Raw genomic sequence first — 15,276 nt, 5'->3', positions numbered from 1 at the left:
CCATGTCTCAGCACATCAAACACGGCTGCGACCACATCTTCTTTATCGGCTTTTTGGGCGCGGGCAAATCGACGCTCGCGCGCAACGTCGGCATCATGTTCAAGCGGCGTTTTATCGATACCGACCGCCTGGTCGTGCGCCGTTGCGGTAAGTCGGTAACCGAGATTTTTGAGACCGAGGGCGAGGATCGTTTTCGCGAGCTCGAGACCTCGGCGCTCCGTTCGCTCCAAAGCGAGCGCAGCCTGTTGGTTTCGTGCGGGGGCGGTATCGTCGAAACGCCGGTGAATATTGAACTGATGCACGAAATGGGTACGTGCGTGTACCTCGAGGGCGACTTCGAGGATTCGATTCGACAGATTCGTCGGTCCGACACGCGCCCCGATTTCCGTTCGCCCGAGCATGCTGCGCGCCTGTTTGAGCATCGCCGTCCGCTGTATCGCCAGGCCGCCAACCTTACCCTTGATATTCGCAACAAGTCCTTCGAGGACGTTTCCTACCTTTGTGCCGAGATGCTTTTGGAGCGTGGGCTGCTATGATTCGCCGTCAACTGATCAATTTCCAAAACCGCAGCGTCGATGTCCGTGTCGGATTGGGCGCGTTCGATGAGTTGTCGCGCATGTTTGCCTCGGCCGTGGGCAAGCCTAAGCGCGCGATGGTGGTTTGGAACGACGCTATATCCGAGCGTTTTGGCGAGGTCGTCGAGCATGCGCTGGTCGACGCCGGTTTTGCCGTGTCGCTGCTCGTCCTTGAGGTTTCGCCTGCTGGTGCCACGCTGGCCGATGCCGATGCGATCTTTGGCGCCCTGTCTGCCAACGGCGTTACCTGCGACGATCTGGTTGTCGCCGTTGGCGATGCCGCAACCTGCTCGGTTGTTAGCTGGTGTGCCAACCAGTGGTGTGGCCGAACGGAGTGCGCGCTGCTGCCGACGACGTTCGACGCCATGCTCACGGTCGCGACGACCATGAAGCCGCTCGTCGCCTCGTCGGCGTATGCGCTTCCCGCTATCGCGTTCCGTCCCGAGCCGGGCTTGGTCGTGTGTGACCTCAACCTTGTTCGCGAGGCGGACCCCGAGAACCTCAAGCTCGGCTATGTGGTACTTGTTGGTACCATGCTTTCGAGCAGTAAGTCCCGCTGGAATCAGTTTACTGAGACCGTCCCCGAGATTCTTGCGGGTGAGGAGGTCGCGCTCGTTAATGCCGTTCAATGGTCTCAAACTGCCTGCAAGGACGTACTGATGGCCACGAACCCGAGCGCCCGCCATGCGCTCGATTTTGGCAAGACGGGGGAGCGTACCCTGCGCGCCTGCTTGGGCGATGCCGCTTCGCAGGTTCCTGCCTACCAGCTGTTGTCCGAGGGCATGCGCTTTGAGGCGCGCCTAGCACATGATGCCTGCGACTTCGATATCGATTACGTCTTTGAGGTCGATGACTGCCTGGAGGACTTTGGTATCGAGGAGCTTGCCTTCGACCTGGAGCCTGCCGCATATATCGAGGAGTTCCGCAGGCAGCAGTTCGCTCGCTCGAATCGCAGCATGCTGCCGCTGCCCGCAGCACTCGGTGCCATTCGCCTAACGAGCGTTGAGGACGAGGTTCTTGAGCGCCATGCTCACGCCTACTTGGCTTCTCGCAAAGAACTTCTCTAAGATTTATTGACATCCATCGTCTTTCGTATCATGTTGAGGGGCGGGTTTTCAATCGGTTGCGGATCGCATGCGATTCCGTCGTTCGGTTGAGACCCGTCCCGTCTATATAGAGACAACAAGAAAGGAATCTGCATGTCTGAGTTTGCTGCCGGTCCTGCCGGTCGTATCGAGCGTGTCCGTGCCCTGATGGCCGAGCGTGGCTACGACGCCATCGTGGTGCGCGACGAGGCCAACCTTCGTTGGCTTACGGGCGTGAAGGGCGTATTCGACTACACCTTCGAGTTCCCGCACGCTGCGTTTATTACGGCCGACCAGTGCCTGTTCCATACCGACTCGCGCTACCTCAACAGCTTTGAGGAGAACACGCCCGCCGGCAGCCCCTGGGTCTACGACATGGACGAGGGCACCATCCCCGGTTGGGTCGCCGGCAAAATCGCGGCCAACAAGTGCCGCGTCTGCGCTGTCGAGGACGACATGCAGATCAACTTCTACCAGGGTATTCAGCGCGGCCTGGAGGACCGCTCCGTTGCCTGCATGCTGCCACTGATGCATGACGACATCCGCAAGATGCGCGCCATCAAGGATGCCGAGGAGATCGAGCTCATGCGCCATGCACAGTCGATCACTGACGCCGCCTTCCAGCACATGCTCGGCTTTATTAAGCCCGGTATGACCGAGAAGCAGGTTCGCAACGAGCTCGAGAACTTTATGTTCGCCGATGGCGCTGACAGCCTTGCCTTCGGCTCCATCGTAGCGAGCGGTCCCAACACCGCCAACCCGCATGCCGTGCCGAGCGACCGCGTGATCGAGAAGGGCGACTTTGTCCTCATGGATTACGGCGCGGGCTACTGTGATTACCGCTCCGACATGACGCGCACCGTCGTGATGGGCGAGCCCACCCAGGAGCAGCTCGACCTGTACGCACTCGTGCGCCGCACGCACGAGGAGTGCGTCGCCGCCATCCATCCGGGCGTTGAGGGTAACGACATCTTCAAGCTTTCCAAGAAGATCATCGGCGATGCCGGCTATGGTGATTACTACAACCATGGTCTGGGCCACGGCGTGGGCATCGACATCCACGAGCTGCCCAACTTCAACCGCAGCAAGAACACCATCGAGATCGGCTCGGTTGTCACCATGGAGCCCGGCGTCTACCTGCCCGGCGTGGGCGGCGTGCGCCTTGAGGACTACGGCGTGGTCACCGAGAACGGCTACGAGCCCTTCACCAAGACCCCGCACGACCTGCACGTCATCGATTGCTAGCCCATTTCGATAGATTTTTGGGGCGGGGCGTCCGGATCGATTCGGACGCCCCGCGTTCTCTTTTTATGCGCTCGCTGCAGGCGCCGTCAGCAAGTGTATAATTTCGGTCGTATGTAATTTGGACGCTTGTGCGTTCTGCCCATAACAAGAAAGGTCGCTATGCCTACCATTTCTACCGCCGACTTCAAGAACGGCCTCGGTCTCCGCATCAAGGACAAGGTCTACACCATCGTCGAGTTCCAGCATGTCAAGCCGGGCAAGGGCGGCGCGTTTGTGCGCTACAAGACCCGCGACATCAAGAGCGGCCGTGTCGTCGAGAACACCTGCAACGCCGGCACCAAGTTCGAGAGCGTCATGCTCACCACCCGTGAGTTCCAGTACCTCTACAACGATGGCGCCGACTACATCTTCATGGACAACGAGTCCTATGAGCAGGTTCCCGTTCCCGAGGACATGGTGGGCGAGAACTCCAAGTGGCTGCGCGAGAACGACATCTGCCAGCTGCTCTTTGCCGACGATGAGCTCATGGGCGTGACCCCGCCGATGTTCATCGAGACCACCATCGTCCAGACCGACCCGGGCTTTAAGGGCGACACCGTCCAGGGTTCCACCAAGCCGGCCACGATCGACACCGGCGCTGTCATCCAGGTCCCCATGTACCTCAACGAGGGCGAGGTCATCAAGGTTGACACCCGCGACGGCAAGTTCGTCTCCCGCGTCTAGCAACCAACTCTTCTAGGAGGACTCATGCCCCAGGAAATCAAGATTGACGGCATCGGCATTTCGCCCGATGTTCTGACCGCCATCGTCTCGCGCGCCGTGTCCGATGTCGAGGGCATCGCCTCCGTTGGCGTCAAGGACCTTGCCACCAACCTTGTCTCCATGATGCTCTCGTCCAAGGCCCCGGCTTCTGAGCCGGCGGTCGAGGCCGAGGTCGTCGGCGACAAGCTCGCACTCACCGTGCGCGTCGTGGTGTTCTTTGGCTATCCGTTCAAGAAACTCGCCGAGGCCGTTCGCGCTGCCGTGGTCGCCGCCATCGATGCCCAGGTTGGCGTTGAGGTCGAGCGCGTTGACGTTTGCATCGACGGCCTCGTTTTCCCCAAGGAGTAACCTTTGAGCCTTAAGGTTTATCGCGGGCGTACGCTTGCCCGCAGTCAGGCGCTGCAGCTGCTGTTCCAGGCCGAGGCCACGGACAGCCCGCTCGAGCGCGTCCTCGAGGGCGATTTCCTGATCTCGAAGGGTCCCCTCGATCCCTATGCGCTGGAGCTGTGCCGAGGTGCCTACGAGCATATCGACCGCATCGACTGTGCTCTGCGCGCCGTTGCCAAGAACTGGGATCTTATGCGCATGCCCGGCGCCGACCGTAATCTGCTGCGTATCGCCGTTTACGAGATGCGTTTCCTCACCGACGAGGAGGTCTCGGACGCCATCGTGATCAACGAGGCCGTTGAGCTTGCCAAGGCCTATGGCACCGACCAGTCCGCGTCGTTCGTCAACGGCGTGCTGGGTAAGATCGCTCGCAGCGAGGAGCTGCCGGGCGAGGACCTATACCAGGAGCTGCTGGCCGAGGATCGCGCTCGCGAGGAGGCCCAGGCTGCCGAGGCTGCCGCTAAGGTTGCGGTTGCCCAAGCTGAGGCTGGTGCGCTGGCCGAGGATGCGGACGCTGCTGAGGCCGTCGAGGCCGACTCCGTCGAGGAGTAGTCATGCCAGAGGGTTCTGTCCGCAACTTTGATGAGATCTCGGACCGTTTGGATCAGATCATCGCTACCGTTCGCTCCAAGGATACCTCCTTGGAGCGTTCGCTCGATCTGTTTGACGAGGCGATTGAGCTGGGCTCCCGCGCGGTCGACATGGTCGATAAGTTTGAGCTGACGCCGCGTGAGGCCGACAAGCTCGAGCAGGAATACGATGAGGATGCGGCGAACGAATCCCAGGATAGCTAGGCCGCATCTCCGGATACGAATGGTTGATGGCATTCATGAAACGCGTGCGTCTTGATGACGAACTGATTTCACAGGGCATCTGCGCCGATCGCGCGGATGCCCTTCGCACTCTTATGGCTGGCTTGGTCTCGAGTGGCGGCGAGCGCTTGACTTCGCCGGGCCTTAAGGTGACCCCGGGCCTGCCGCTGCACGTGAAGGGACGCATTCCGTACGTTGGGCGCGGCGGCCTTAAGCTCGAAGGCGCGCTCGACGCGTTCGGGATTGATCCGACGGACCTTGCTTGCCTCGATGTGGGCTGCTCCACGGGCGGCTTCACCGATTGCCTGCTCAAGCGTGGTGCTGCGACCGTTGTCTCGGTCGACGTGGGCCGTGCCCAGTTCGACTGGTCGCTGCGCCAAGACGATCGTGTGACGCTCCACGAGCGCACGAATGTGACGCAGTTGCCCGAGCTCGGCTACGGCGGTGCTATCGATCTGGCCGTGTGCGATGTGTCGTTTACGAGTATCGCGAATATCATCGACGCCGTGCTGGCGTGCCTGAAGCCTTCGGGTTCGTTTTGCACGCTCGTAAAGCCGCAGTTTGAGGCTCCGGCGGCGCTGGTGGGCGAGGGCGGCATTGTGACCGATCCCGCCGTGCGCCGCGATACACTCGTTGCGGCAGTTGAACTCTTTGCCTCCAAGGGGCTGTTCCCGGTCGATGTGTGCGTGTCGCCCATTCATGGTGCCAAGGGAAACGTTGAGTTTTTCCTGTACGGCACTAGATTTGCCCCCGGTGAACGTGCCGACGATGAGCTGCAATCCCAGGTATCGGTTTTGAGCGAGAAAGCTGCAACGCTATGAAGGTCTTTCTGGTTCCCAATTACTACAAGCAAGAGGCGGTCGAGAGCGGCCTGATGCTCGAGCTTTGGCTGACGCGCCAGGGCTATGAGGTCGCATGGGCTGCCGACCAGCGATCGAAGATTCAAAGTACGCCTGATATTGACGGCTCCGATCTGGTCATTACGCTCGGCGGCGACGGCACGCTGCTGCGCGCTGCCCGCATCCTCAACCATCGCGAGATTCCTATCCTCGGTCTTTCCTATGGTCACCTGGGCTTTTTGACGGCAGCGAGCCCCGAGGAGCGCGACATTCTTAAGGTCGTGAGCGACGCCCTTTCCGGCGAGCTGCACGTGAGCCGTCGCGCCACCATCGCTGCGGATATCGTGTCCGTGCGCGAAGACGGTACGAAGGATGTCGTGCGCACCTTCGCCCTCAACGACATGGCGCTTACCCGCGGTCCGCTGTCCGATATGGTCGAGTTCGACATCACGGTGTCGGGCCACCATATCGATCGACTGCGTGGCGACGGCGTGGTCGTGTCCACGGCGACTGGTTCTACGGGTTACGCACTCAGTGCCGGTGGCCCCATCGTGAGCCCCGACTATACGGGCATGGTCTGCGTACCCATTGCGCCGCACACCATTCAGGCCCGTGCCTTCTTGACTTCGCCGAGTGATGTCGTCGAAATCTTTATGTCCGATGATCGTCCGAGCCTTCCGGCGATCGCTATCGATGGACAGTTTATTACCTGCGATGGCACCGTTGAGAGCGTGGCGGTGCGCCGCGGGCCCGGAGATGTGCTGCTGCTCGATTACGGCCCCGAGAGCTTCTATAACTCGGTGAGCCGCGTATTCTACGGAGTCCGTCATGATCGATGAGCTGCAGGTTTCTAATATTGCACTCATTCGCGAGGCGACGCTGGTACCGAGTGCCGGCCTGACTGTCCTGACTGGTGAGACCGGTGCTGGTAAGACCGCACTGCTCTCGGCACTCAAGCTCATTTTGGGCGAGCGCGCCGATTCGTCGACGGTTCGCGAGGGCGAGGCGCTTGCCAGCGTCGAGGCGCGTCTGTTTGACGGTCCGCACGACACGGAGGGCTTCACCGTGCAGCGCAGCCTTTCTGCCGAGGGCCGCAGCCGCGTAAAAATTGACGGTCGTATCGCCAGCGTGCGCGAGCTTTCGGAGCGCGTTGGCGTGATGATGGATCTTTGCGGCCAGCATGAACATCAGCGCCTGCTCGACCCGGCGCACCATGTTGCCATGGTCGATGCTTGGGCTGGGCGCGCGGCGCTTGAGGCGCTCGAGAAGTATCGTGCCTGCTTTAAGGCTTCGCGTGCTGCCGCCAAGGAGCTTCGCCGTGTGGAGGAAGCCTCACGTGCGCAGGGGAGTCGCGTCGAGGAAGCGCGTTTTGCCCTCGAGCGTATCGCCGAGGTCGACCCCAAGCCAGGCGAGTACGAGGAACTCGAGGAGCTGCTGCCGCGCTCGGAGCACGCTGAGGTCTTGGTGGCGACGGCCAACGAGGCCCATGCATCGCTTGCTGCCGAGGGGGGAGCGCTCGATGCCGTGAATGGCGCCGTGGCCGAGCTTTCACGCATGACGACCGTTGACCGCAAGCTCGGTGACATTGCCGATGCGCTTTCGGATGCCTGCATCTCGCTTGAGGATTGCGCCAACGAGCTGCGTGCCTATCGCGATGGCGTTGCGTTTGACCCTCGTGAGCTCGCTCGCATGCGCGAGCGGTATTCCGACCTCAAGGGCCTGCTGCGTCAGTGGGGTCCCACCATGGACGATGTCTTTGCCATGCGCGACCGCTCACGAGAGCTGCTGTCTCTAGTCGATGATGGTGATGAGCAGATCAAGAAGGCTCGCGAGGCACTCGGGTGCGCTGAACGCGATCTTTTTGCTGCTGCTAAGGCGCTTAAGCGCGCGCGGAACACCGCTGCCCCGCGCTTTTGTCACGAGGTTGGCCGTCAGATGGCGCGCCTGGAGATGGGCGGTGCCGAGCTGGTCTGGGAGTCGCGCGATCTTCCGCGTGCCGAATGGACGCCGGCGGGCCCTTCAAGCTACGAGCTGCTATATCGCAGCGGCGCTGGCTTGACACCTCGTCCCTTGCGCCGCATTGCGTCGGGCGGCGAGCTCAGCCGCGTCATGCTGGCAAGCAAGGTTGTCCTCGGTAACGCGGACGGTGTTGATACGTTGGTGTTTGACGAGGTCGATGCTGGTGTCGGTGGCTCCACGGCGCGTGCACTTGCGGGCGTGCTGACAGATCTCGCCGCTACGCATCAGGTGATTGTCGTAACCCACTTGGCGCAGGTCGCCGTCATGGCCGACAAGCATTACGTGGTCAGTAAAGAGCCCGGCGACTTTCCCCAAACGCATCTGGACGAGGTGACCGGCGATGCCCGTACCGCAGAGATCGCCCGTATGCTGAGCGGCGATCAATCGGAGGCAAGCCTAGCGCACGCCAGGCAGATGCTGGAAGAAGCGCGTGCTTAGGCCGTGCCGCCACATGCATGTCCGACCTGTCCGCCACGAAACCGGCCCATCTACTACGTTTAATAGGCCATCGGGAACCATGTCAAGAATTGCAAAAAGAAAACCGCAGGTAGAGCGCCTGCGGTTTTCTCTATTTTCGGTATGTGGTTGGGCCATACGGATAAAACGTAGTAGATAGGCCGGTTTCGTGGCGAGTGGCGTTTATCGGCTCCCTAAAATGTCTACTCTACGACCTTATCCGGCTGGATGAGCTCTTCGTAGTAGCTGATGTGCTCGCGCGCGTCCTCGATTTCGGGCAGCAGGAAGTTGTAGATGACCTCTATGATCATCGTGGCGCTCATCTTGGAGAACGCGAAGTCGCCCGTTGTCAGCAGTGCCTCGTGATTGACGGTATTAAAGGTGTAGTCGGCTAGGCGCGCAAGTGGAGACTTGCTGTCGCTGCTGATGACGACTACAGTGGCGCCGCAATCGCGAGCTGCTTTTGCCATGCGGTTCAGTCGACGCGACTTGCCAGAGTTCGAGATCAACACGATAACATCACCAGGGCGCAACGTGAGCGCGAAACCAATCGAGGTCTCGCTGATGGTGCTTGCCATGCAGCGAAGGCCCAGCTGCGAAAACTTAAATGTCGCATCGAGCGCGACCGCGTTCGTATTGCCCACGGCGGCGAACTCAATAACGCCGGCATTCTTAAGCGCGTGCACAACTGCGGCCAACGTGTCGTGATCAATGCCGTCGATGGTCGCATTAAGCTCACTCACCTTGGCGGCGAGGATATTTTTAAGGCTCTGCTCCATGTTGTCGAGCGAGACCTCGTCGGTCAGGCCCTCGTTGCGCTGACTCTCCAAGTCGCGAGCCAACGAAAACTGAAAGCTGCGGAAGCTGCCAAAGCCCAGCTTGCGGCAGAAGCGCGAAACCGTCGCCTCGGACGTGGCAGCGGCTCGTGAGAGCTGGGCGGCCGTCAGGCGCGGCGCCTCGGACTGGTGCTCCAATATATAGTCGACAATGCGCTGCTCGGAATCGCTGTACCCTTTGTGTGTGCTAATAAGGGAGAGCGCGCTCTTGCTGCTATCGGTCATGGATGGCTCCTGGTTGGCATTGAAAATCGGACTCGTTTTTCAATGCCATAGTATACGGGCATTTTCAATTACAAGATACACCTTGCCGTTTCAAGTGTTGATGGTAAACTTTCACTTACCGTTTACGGTTATGAAAGAACCTTTCACCGGAGAATTGCGCCTTATCTCTTCTCACGCGGACGGTAGGTTGGTATCTTTCAAGTGTGGAAAAACGCGCATTGAAGCGCGTTTAGGGGAGCGCCTGCGGGCGCAGTACTCAAGAAGGAGGGACACATGGCTAAGTTTGACATCATCGCCGCGACCGGTTGCCCGACCGGCATTGCGCACACCTTCATGGCGAAGGAGGCGCTGGAGAAGGCAGCTGCCGAGCGAGGTCTGACCATTAAGGTCGAGACTCATGGCCAGGTCGGTGTCGAGAACGAGCTCACCAAGAGCGAGATCGCCGGTGCCAAGGCCGTCGTCGTCGCAGCCGATAAGGATGTCCAGGCTGAGCGTTTCGCCGGTAAGCCCATGGTTTCCGTCGGTGTTTCCAAGGCCCTGTCCGTCGAGGCCGCCGGAAAGCTGATCGACCGCGCGCTCGCCGCCAAGGGCGACGACACGGTTGCCGCTGCCGCCGATGTCGAGGACGAGGTCGAGGAGAAGGAGTCCATCGGTCACGTCATCTACAAGCACCTCATGAACGGCGTCAGCCACATGCTGGTCTTCGTCGTTGCCGGTGGTGTTCTGACCGCCATTTCGTTCCTGTGGGGCATCACGTCCTTTGATTCGACGGCTGCCGACTACAACAGCTTTGCCGCGATGCTCAAGATTATCGGCGGTATCGCCATGAACCTCATGGTTCCGGTGCTCTCCGCCTACATCGCCGAGTCTATCGGCAAGCGCCCGGCGCTCGTCCCCGGTTTCGTCGCCGGTATGATTGCCATCCAGGGTCTGCCCGTTAACGCCGATACTGGCATGATCGACGCTGGAGGCTCGGGTGTGGGCTTTGGCTTCCTGGGCGGCATCGTCGGCGGCTTCCTCGCTGGCTATGTCATCCTGCTGCTCGAGAAGGTTTTCTCTAAAATTCCCGCGAGCCTTAATGGCCTGAAGGCAATCTTCCTTTATCCGCTGTGCTCTACCGCCATCGTCGGCCTAGTCATGCTCGGTATTTCCGGCCCCATGGCTGCCATTAACCAGGGCATGATGGATTTCCTGCAGAGCCTCGGTAACTCCGGTCCGGTGATCCTTGGCCTGGCCATCGGCTGCATGTGCGCATTTGACATGGGCGGCCCGGTCAACAAGGCTGCTTACGCTACTGGCACCTTCCTGCTCGGTACCGCTCTCGAAGCTGGCGTCGGCACCGAGACCTACAACTTCGGCACCAACTTCATGGCTGCCGTCTCCGCCGCTTGCATCGTTCCGCCGCTGATCACCACCTTCGCCGTCGTTGTCGGCAAGAAGTACTTCAGCCAGGAGGATCATGACGCCGGTATCGTCAACCTTATCCTTGGTTGCACCCACATCACCGAGGGCGCCATTCCGTTCATGACCAAGAACATCTGGCCCGTCATGCCCATCATGATGGTCGGTTCTTCCATCGCTTCCATCTTGACCATCTTCTTCAACGTTCACGATCCGGCGCCTCACGGCGGCTTCCTGGTCCTGCCCGTTGTCGAGAACGGCCCGCAGTGGGTCCTCGCGATCCTCATCGGCGCCGTGGTCGGTGGCATCCTGTTCGTGGCCTTCAAGAAGTACGACTTCGAGAAGAATCAGAAGGCCGCTCCTGTAGCCAAGCCGGTTGAGGCTTCCAAGGCCGCTGCCGTTGAGGCCCCTAAGGTCGAGGCTGCCGACTTCGTGAAGGTTGAGAATGTCTTTGTCGCCGAGGACTTCGCTTCTCGTGACGAGGCTCTGAGCTTCGTTTCCAACCAGGCTGTCAAGGCTGGTATCGCCAGCGACGCCGACGCCGTGATGAACGCCTTCCTGGCCCGCGAGGCCGAGGGCACCACGGGAATGATGGAGGGCTTCGCCATTCCGCATGCCAAGTCCGACGCCATTACCGAGGCTGCCGTCATCGTCGTTAAGGACGAGTCCGGCGTGACCGGTTGGGATACCATGGACGGCGCTCCCGTCAACGTGGCCATCGCTCTGCTCATCCCTGGTGCACAGGCTGGCACCACGCACCTCAAGATCCTGTCCAAGGTCGCCGAGGCGCTCATGGACGAGGACTTCCGTGCCACCGTCAAGGGTTCCACCGACGCCGCCGAGATCGCCAAGACGATCAACGCCCGCCTGGTCTAATTCCGCAGTACGCGAATAACATCGCCCCCTGTAACAAAGGCGAGGACTCCCTACGGGTCCTCGCCTTTTTTCATGCCACCCGGCACTTAGGGACGTCCTTTTCCTGCCGGCACCCCGGGCCACTCCTTAGTCCCCAACAGGGCATTAATAGCCCTCATCGACTGAATCACCCACGCCAACAATAATTCAGCCAGAATTCCTTTCGCACGATATTGCTCTGGACCATCCGAGTTTCCGCAACTCGCCTGCCGGGCGGGGCGGTTAAGTTTGTCGTGAGTTCCGCACGCAAAGGAAAGCACTTAATGTGCTTTCCGTCTTGCGCAGGACTGTAGAGCAGCAAACTTAACCGCCCCGCCCGGCAGGCGAGCGGACAGCGAACGACATCTGTCCAACAATTCGTGCGAAACACAATGAAAAACCGTTTGATGTGAGTTAATATAAACAACGTCGTGAATCTGACTCCTGCCACATGCATGACAGGGGTTAAACACAAAAAAGGAGTCAACTATGGTTTCTGAGAAGGCTACCCTCGTTAATCCTCAGGGTCTGCACATGCGTCCGGCTGGTCTGTTCGCCTCCACCATGGGCAAGTACGCCTGTGACGTGACGGTCGTCACCCCCGAGAAGGAGGTCAACGGCAAGTCCCCGATGGCCCTCATGGCTGCTGGTATCCCCTGCGGCACCGAGGTCGAGGTCAAGTGCGACGGCGCCGACGAGGCCGAGGCTCTGGCTGCTGCCATCGAGCTCATCAAGAGCGGTCTTGGCGAGTAGAACTCAAACGGGTCGCATGTTGAACAACTAAGTTCATATTTGGGGGCGCAGTGACCTGTCTTAAGGTAGCTGCGCTCTTTTGTCATGGATATGGCAAAACGCTTTATCACATGACACGGAGAGAGGAATGGGAATGTATCAGGGAGTCAACGCTTCCGAGGGCATCGGTATCGGCACCGTCATGGTCGCCGTCGATCCCGACTTGACGTTTGAGCCGCACGAGGTTGCTGATTCGGCAGCAGAGAAGGAGCGCTATCAGACCGCTCTTTCGGTCTTCTGCGAGAAGACCCAGGCTCAGGCCGACCACATGAAGGAGACGGTGGGCGAGGCCGAGGCCGAGATCATGAGCGGACACATTGTCCTGGCTCAGGATCCGGGCATGACCGACGCCATCAACGCCGCCATTGATGGCGGCACCTGCGCCGAGCAGGCGCTCATGGACACCTCGACCATGTTCGAGAACATGTTCCTGTCCATGGACGATGAGATGTTCCGTCTGCGCGCGGCCGACATCGCCGACATCCGCACCGGTATTCTGGCCGAGCTGCTGGGCAAGGAGGTCGTCGACCTTTCCGTCCTGCCCGAGAACACCGTCGTTGTCGTGCACGACCTCACGCCGTCCATGACCGCCACGATCGATAAGGCCCACGTTGCCGGTATCGTCACCGAGACTGGTGGCCGCACGTCGCACTCCGCAATCATTGCGCGCGCCCTCGAGATCCCGGCTGTCCTTTCGGTTTCCAACAGCTGCACCGCACTGCGCAACGGCATGACCGTTGTCGTCGACGGTGGCAAGGGTATCGTCGAGGCCGATCCCGATGAGGAGACGCTCGCCGCTTACACTGCCAAGGCCGAGGCTTTCGCTGCCGAGAAGGCGGCTCTCGAGGCCTTCCGCGGCAAGCCGTCCGTGACTGCCGACGGCATCAAGAAGATTATTGCCTGCAACATCGGCAACCCCGATGACGTGCCCAACGCGCTCGATCACGATGCCGAGGCTATCGGCCTGTTCCGTTCCGAGTTCCTGTTCATGGATTCTGCTGAGCTTCCTTCCGAGGAGGAGCAGTTCAACGCCTACCGTAAGGTCGCCAGCGCGCTCAAGGGCGCTCCGGTCATCATCCGCACGCTCGATGTGGGTGGCGACAAGGAGATTCCGTACCTGCACATGGTCAAGGAAGAGAACCCCTTCATGGGCTTCCGCGCCGTGCGTTACTGCCTGGCCAACCCCGACCAGTACAAGGTCCAGCTCCGCGCCCTGCTGCGCGCCAGCGCCTTCGGTGACGTCAAGATTATGATCCCGCTCGTCACCTGCGTCGAGGAAGTCTTGGCTGTCAAGGAGCTCGTCGAGCAGTGCAAGACCGAGCTGACCGAAGAGGGTCGCAAGTTCAACGAGAACATCGAGGTCGGCATCATGGTCGAGACGCCTGCAGCCTCGCTGCTCGCTGACCGCCTGGCCGAGGTCGCCGACTTCTTCTCCATCGGCACCAACGACCTGATCGGCTACACCATGTGCGCCGACCGTGGCAACGACACCATCTCCAACTTGTACCAGGTTTACTATCCCGCCGTGCTCCGCTCGCTCAAGAACATCATCGAGAGCGGCGTGAAGGCCGGCATCATGGTCGGCATGTGCGGCGAGGCCGCTGCCGATCCGTTGCTCGAGCCGCTGCTGATCAGCTGGGGCCTGGAGGAGTTCTCGATGAGCGCTCCGTCGATCCTGCGCGCCCGCAAGACCATCAGCCAGTGGACCAAGGCCGAGTGTGACGAGCTCGCCGAGAAGGCGCTCGCCTGCAACACCGCCGCCGAGGTCAAGGCACTGCTCGAGTCCGCAGCTCGCTAATTTGGTATCAGAGGTAACCGCGTGGTTGGAATGGGCCGGCCACGCGGCCCTCACATATACAGGGGGTACTGTAAATGTTCTACACGCTAACCGCTAACCCGGCTGTCGACATGACGGTTTCGAGCTCTCCGCTCGAGCCCGACGAGAACGTCCGCACCGGCTCGGCCAGCTACACGGCCAACGGCAAGGGCCTCGACGTGTCCTTCGCCTTTAAGAAGATGGGCGTCGATACCGTCGCGCTCGGCTTCTTCGCCGGCTTCACGGGCAAGTTTATCGTCGAGGAGGTCATGAACCTGGGTTGCCTCTGCCGCCCGGTCTGGACCGACGGTATCACGCGCATCAACACCTACGTCAACGATGGCCAGCACGAGTACGGCATCCTGAACCCCGGTGCTCCGATCACGCCGCAGCATCAGGAGGAGCTCTACAACATCCTGGACACCGCGGGCGACCTTGAGTGCCTGATCGTCTCCGGCTCCGTGCCTCCCAAAGCTACGCCCGACTTCCTGGCTCAGGTCATGGAGCACGCTCAGGCCCGTGGCGCCGACGTCGTCCTGGACCTGTCCTCCGACAAGCTCAAGGAGCTCGCTCACAAGAAGCCGCTGCTCATCAAGCCGAACCATCACGAGATGAAGGCTATCTTCGGTGTGCCGGTCGACACCGACGACGAGGTCCGCGTTGCCATGAAGCTGGCTCACGAGGCCGGCGTCCAGAACGTGCTGCTCACCCGTGGTAGCCGCGGTGACGCTTACTTCTCCAACGGCGAGGACATCTGGTATGCCAAGCGTGAGTTCAACATCAAGCTGGTCTCTTCCGTCTGCGCCGGCGACTGCACCCTCGCTGCGTTCCTGCACAAGTGGTACAGGGATCGCGACAACGTCGAGGAGGCCATGAAGCTCGCTATGGCCACCGGCGCCAACGTTGCCGAGTCCGTCGGCATTGGCGACTTCGGTCACGTTGACGAGTACAGCAAGCGTGTTGCTGTTCGCAAGCTCGATCGTCAGTAATCGAAACGCGACATATTCGCGCGCATGCGGCGCCCCGGTTTCGGCCGGGGCGCCTTTTTTGTTCTGTCATGGGGGAGACATGTTCTGCCGTACTTCATCGCTTGGTTGATTTTCAATCTCAACGCAACAGCCTGAACGGGTCC

15 protein-coding genes are annotated in these 15,276 nt (G+C 60.4%); 14 read left to right on the top strand and 1 reads right to left on the bottom strand.

The annotated features are described in order from the left end of the window. The first annotated feature begins 2 nt into the window (after nt 1–2). The 10 genes from DW136_RS01475 (at nt 3) to DW136_RS01430 (ending at nt 8,162) form a co-directional block, all read left to right on the top strand. Entirely contained in the window at nt 3–536 is a 534-nt protein-coding gene (locus tag DW136_RS01475) for a shikimate kinase (protein WP_118288933.1), read from the top strand. Further along, nucleotides 533–1,642, top strand: a complete 1,110-nt coding sequence (locus tag DW136_RS01470) for a hypothetical protein (RefSeq protein ID WP_118288932.1) — start codon at nt 533–535, stop codon at nt 1,640–1,642. The genes DW136_RS01475 and DW136_RS01470 overlap by 4 nt, the downstream gene beginning before the upstream one ends. A gap of 132 nt (nt 1,643–1,774) precedes the next feature. Beyond that, nucleotides 1,775–2,905 (top strand): Xaa-Pro peptidase family protein, encoded by a 1,131-nt coding sequence (locus tag DW136_RS01465; RefSeq protein WP_118288931.1) that lies wholly within the window; start codon nt 1,775–1,777, stop codon nt 2,903–2,905. Nucleotides 2,906–3,064: 159 nt separating this feature from the next. Further along, nucleotides 3,065–3,628, top strand: coding sequence for an elongation factor P (gene efp, locus DW136_RS01460; RefSeq protein ID WP_118288930.1), 564 nt, complete (start codon nt 3,065–3,067; stop codon nt 3,626–3,628). Between the two features lie 24 nt (nt 3,629–3,652). Continuing rightward, complete coding sequence (locus DW136_RS01455) at nt 3,653–4,015, top strand: Asp23/Gls24 family envelope stress response protein (RefSeq protein WP_006233982.1); 363 nt, start codon at nt 3,653–3,655, stop codon at nt 4,013–4,015. Nucleotides 4,016–4,018: 3 nt separating this feature from the next. Further along, nucleotides 4,019–4,606: a transcription antitermination factor NusB gene (gene nusB, locus DW136_RS01450; protein WP_118288929.1), complete on the top strand. Its 588-nt coding sequence runs from the start codon at nt 4,019–4,021 to the stop codon at nt 4,604–4,606. A 2-nt stretch (nt 4,607–4,608) separates the two neighbouring features. Next, the gene (locus tag DW136_RS01445; RefSeq protein WP_006233978.1) at nt 4,609–4,848 is read left to right on the top strand and encodes an exodeoxyribonuclease VII small subunit; all 240 of its coding nucleotides are present in this window, start codon (nt 4,609–4,611) and stop codon (nt 4,846–4,848) included. Between the two features lie 35 nt (nt 4,849–4,883). After that, on the top strand, nt 4,884–5,687 hold the full coding sequence (locus DW136_RS01440) for a TlyA family RNA methyltransferase (protein WP_118288982.1): 804 nt from the start codon (nt 4,884–4,886) through the stop codon (nt 5,685–5,687). Beyond that, nucleotides 5,684–6,544 (top strand): NAD(+)/NADH kinase, encoded by an 861-nt coding sequence (locus tag DW136_RS01435; RefSeq protein ID WP_118288928.1) that lies wholly within the window; start codon nt 5,684–5,686, stop codon nt 6,542–6,544. Before DW136_RS01440 ends, DW136_RS01435 begins: the two co-directional genes overlap by 4 nt. After that, nucleotides 6,534–8,162, top strand: a complete 1,629-nt coding sequence (locus tag DW136_RS01430) for a DNA repair protein RecN (RefSeq protein ID WP_118065373.1) — start codon at nt 6,534–6,536, stop codon at nt 8,160–8,162. The genes DW136_RS01435 and DW136_RS01430 overlap by 11 nt, the downstream gene beginning before the upstream one ends. 221 nt (nt 8,163–8,383) lie before the next feature. On the opposite strand, the gene DW136_RS01425 is transcribed toward DW136_RS01430, so the two are convergent. Continuing rightward, a complete protein-coding gene (locus DW136_RS01425; protein WP_117637710.1) occupies nt 8,384–9,241 on the bottom strand; it encodes a MurR/RpiR family transcriptional regulator in 858 nt (285 codons plus the stop codon). A gap of 273 nt (nt 9,242–9,514) precedes the next feature. Between DW136_RS01425 and DW136_RS01420 the strand changes: the two genes are divergently transcribed. From DW136_RS01420 to DW136_RS01405, 4 genes are all read left to right on the top strand, one after another. Then, the gene (locus tag DW136_RS01420) at nt 9,515–11,518 is read left to right on the top strand and encodes a fructose-specific PTS transporter subunit EIIC (protein WP_118288927.1); all 2,004 of its coding nucleotides are present in this window, start codon (nt 9,515–9,517) and stop codon (nt 11,516–11,518) included. A 507-nt stretch (nt 11,519–12,025) separates the two neighbouring features. Continuing rightward, nucleotides 12,026–12,289: an HPr family phosphocarrier protein gene (locus DW136_RS01415; protein ID WP_022094575.1), complete on the top strand. Its 264-nt coding sequence runs from the start codon at nt 12,026–12,028 to the stop codon at nt 12,287–12,289. A gap of 133 nt (nt 12,290–12,422) precedes the next feature. Next, nucleotides 12,423–14,126, top strand: coding sequence for a phosphoenolpyruvate--protein phosphotransferase (gene ptsP / locus DW136_RS01410; protein WP_055250441.1), 1,704 nt, complete (start codon nt 12,423–12,425; stop codon nt 14,124–14,126). 74 nt (nt 14,127–14,200) lie between these two features. Further along, nucleotides 14,201–15,133 (top strand): 1-phosphofructokinase family hexose kinase, encoded by a 933-nt coding sequence (locus tag DW136_RS01405; protein ID WP_099431686.1) that lies wholly within the window; start codon nt 14,201–14,203, stop codon nt 15,131–15,133. The last annotated feature ends 143 nt before the right edge of the window (nt 15,134–15,276 follow it).

This window comes from Collinsella sp. AM12-1 (genome assembly GCF_003472325.1).
In the GTDB taxonomy this organism is placed as follows: Bacteria; Actinomycetota; Coriobacteriia; order Coriobacteriales; family Coriobacteriaceae; genus Collinsella.
The sequence above is the reverse complement of the archived record's forward strand: the minus strand, read 5'-3'. Positions and strand labels throughout refer to the sequence as shown.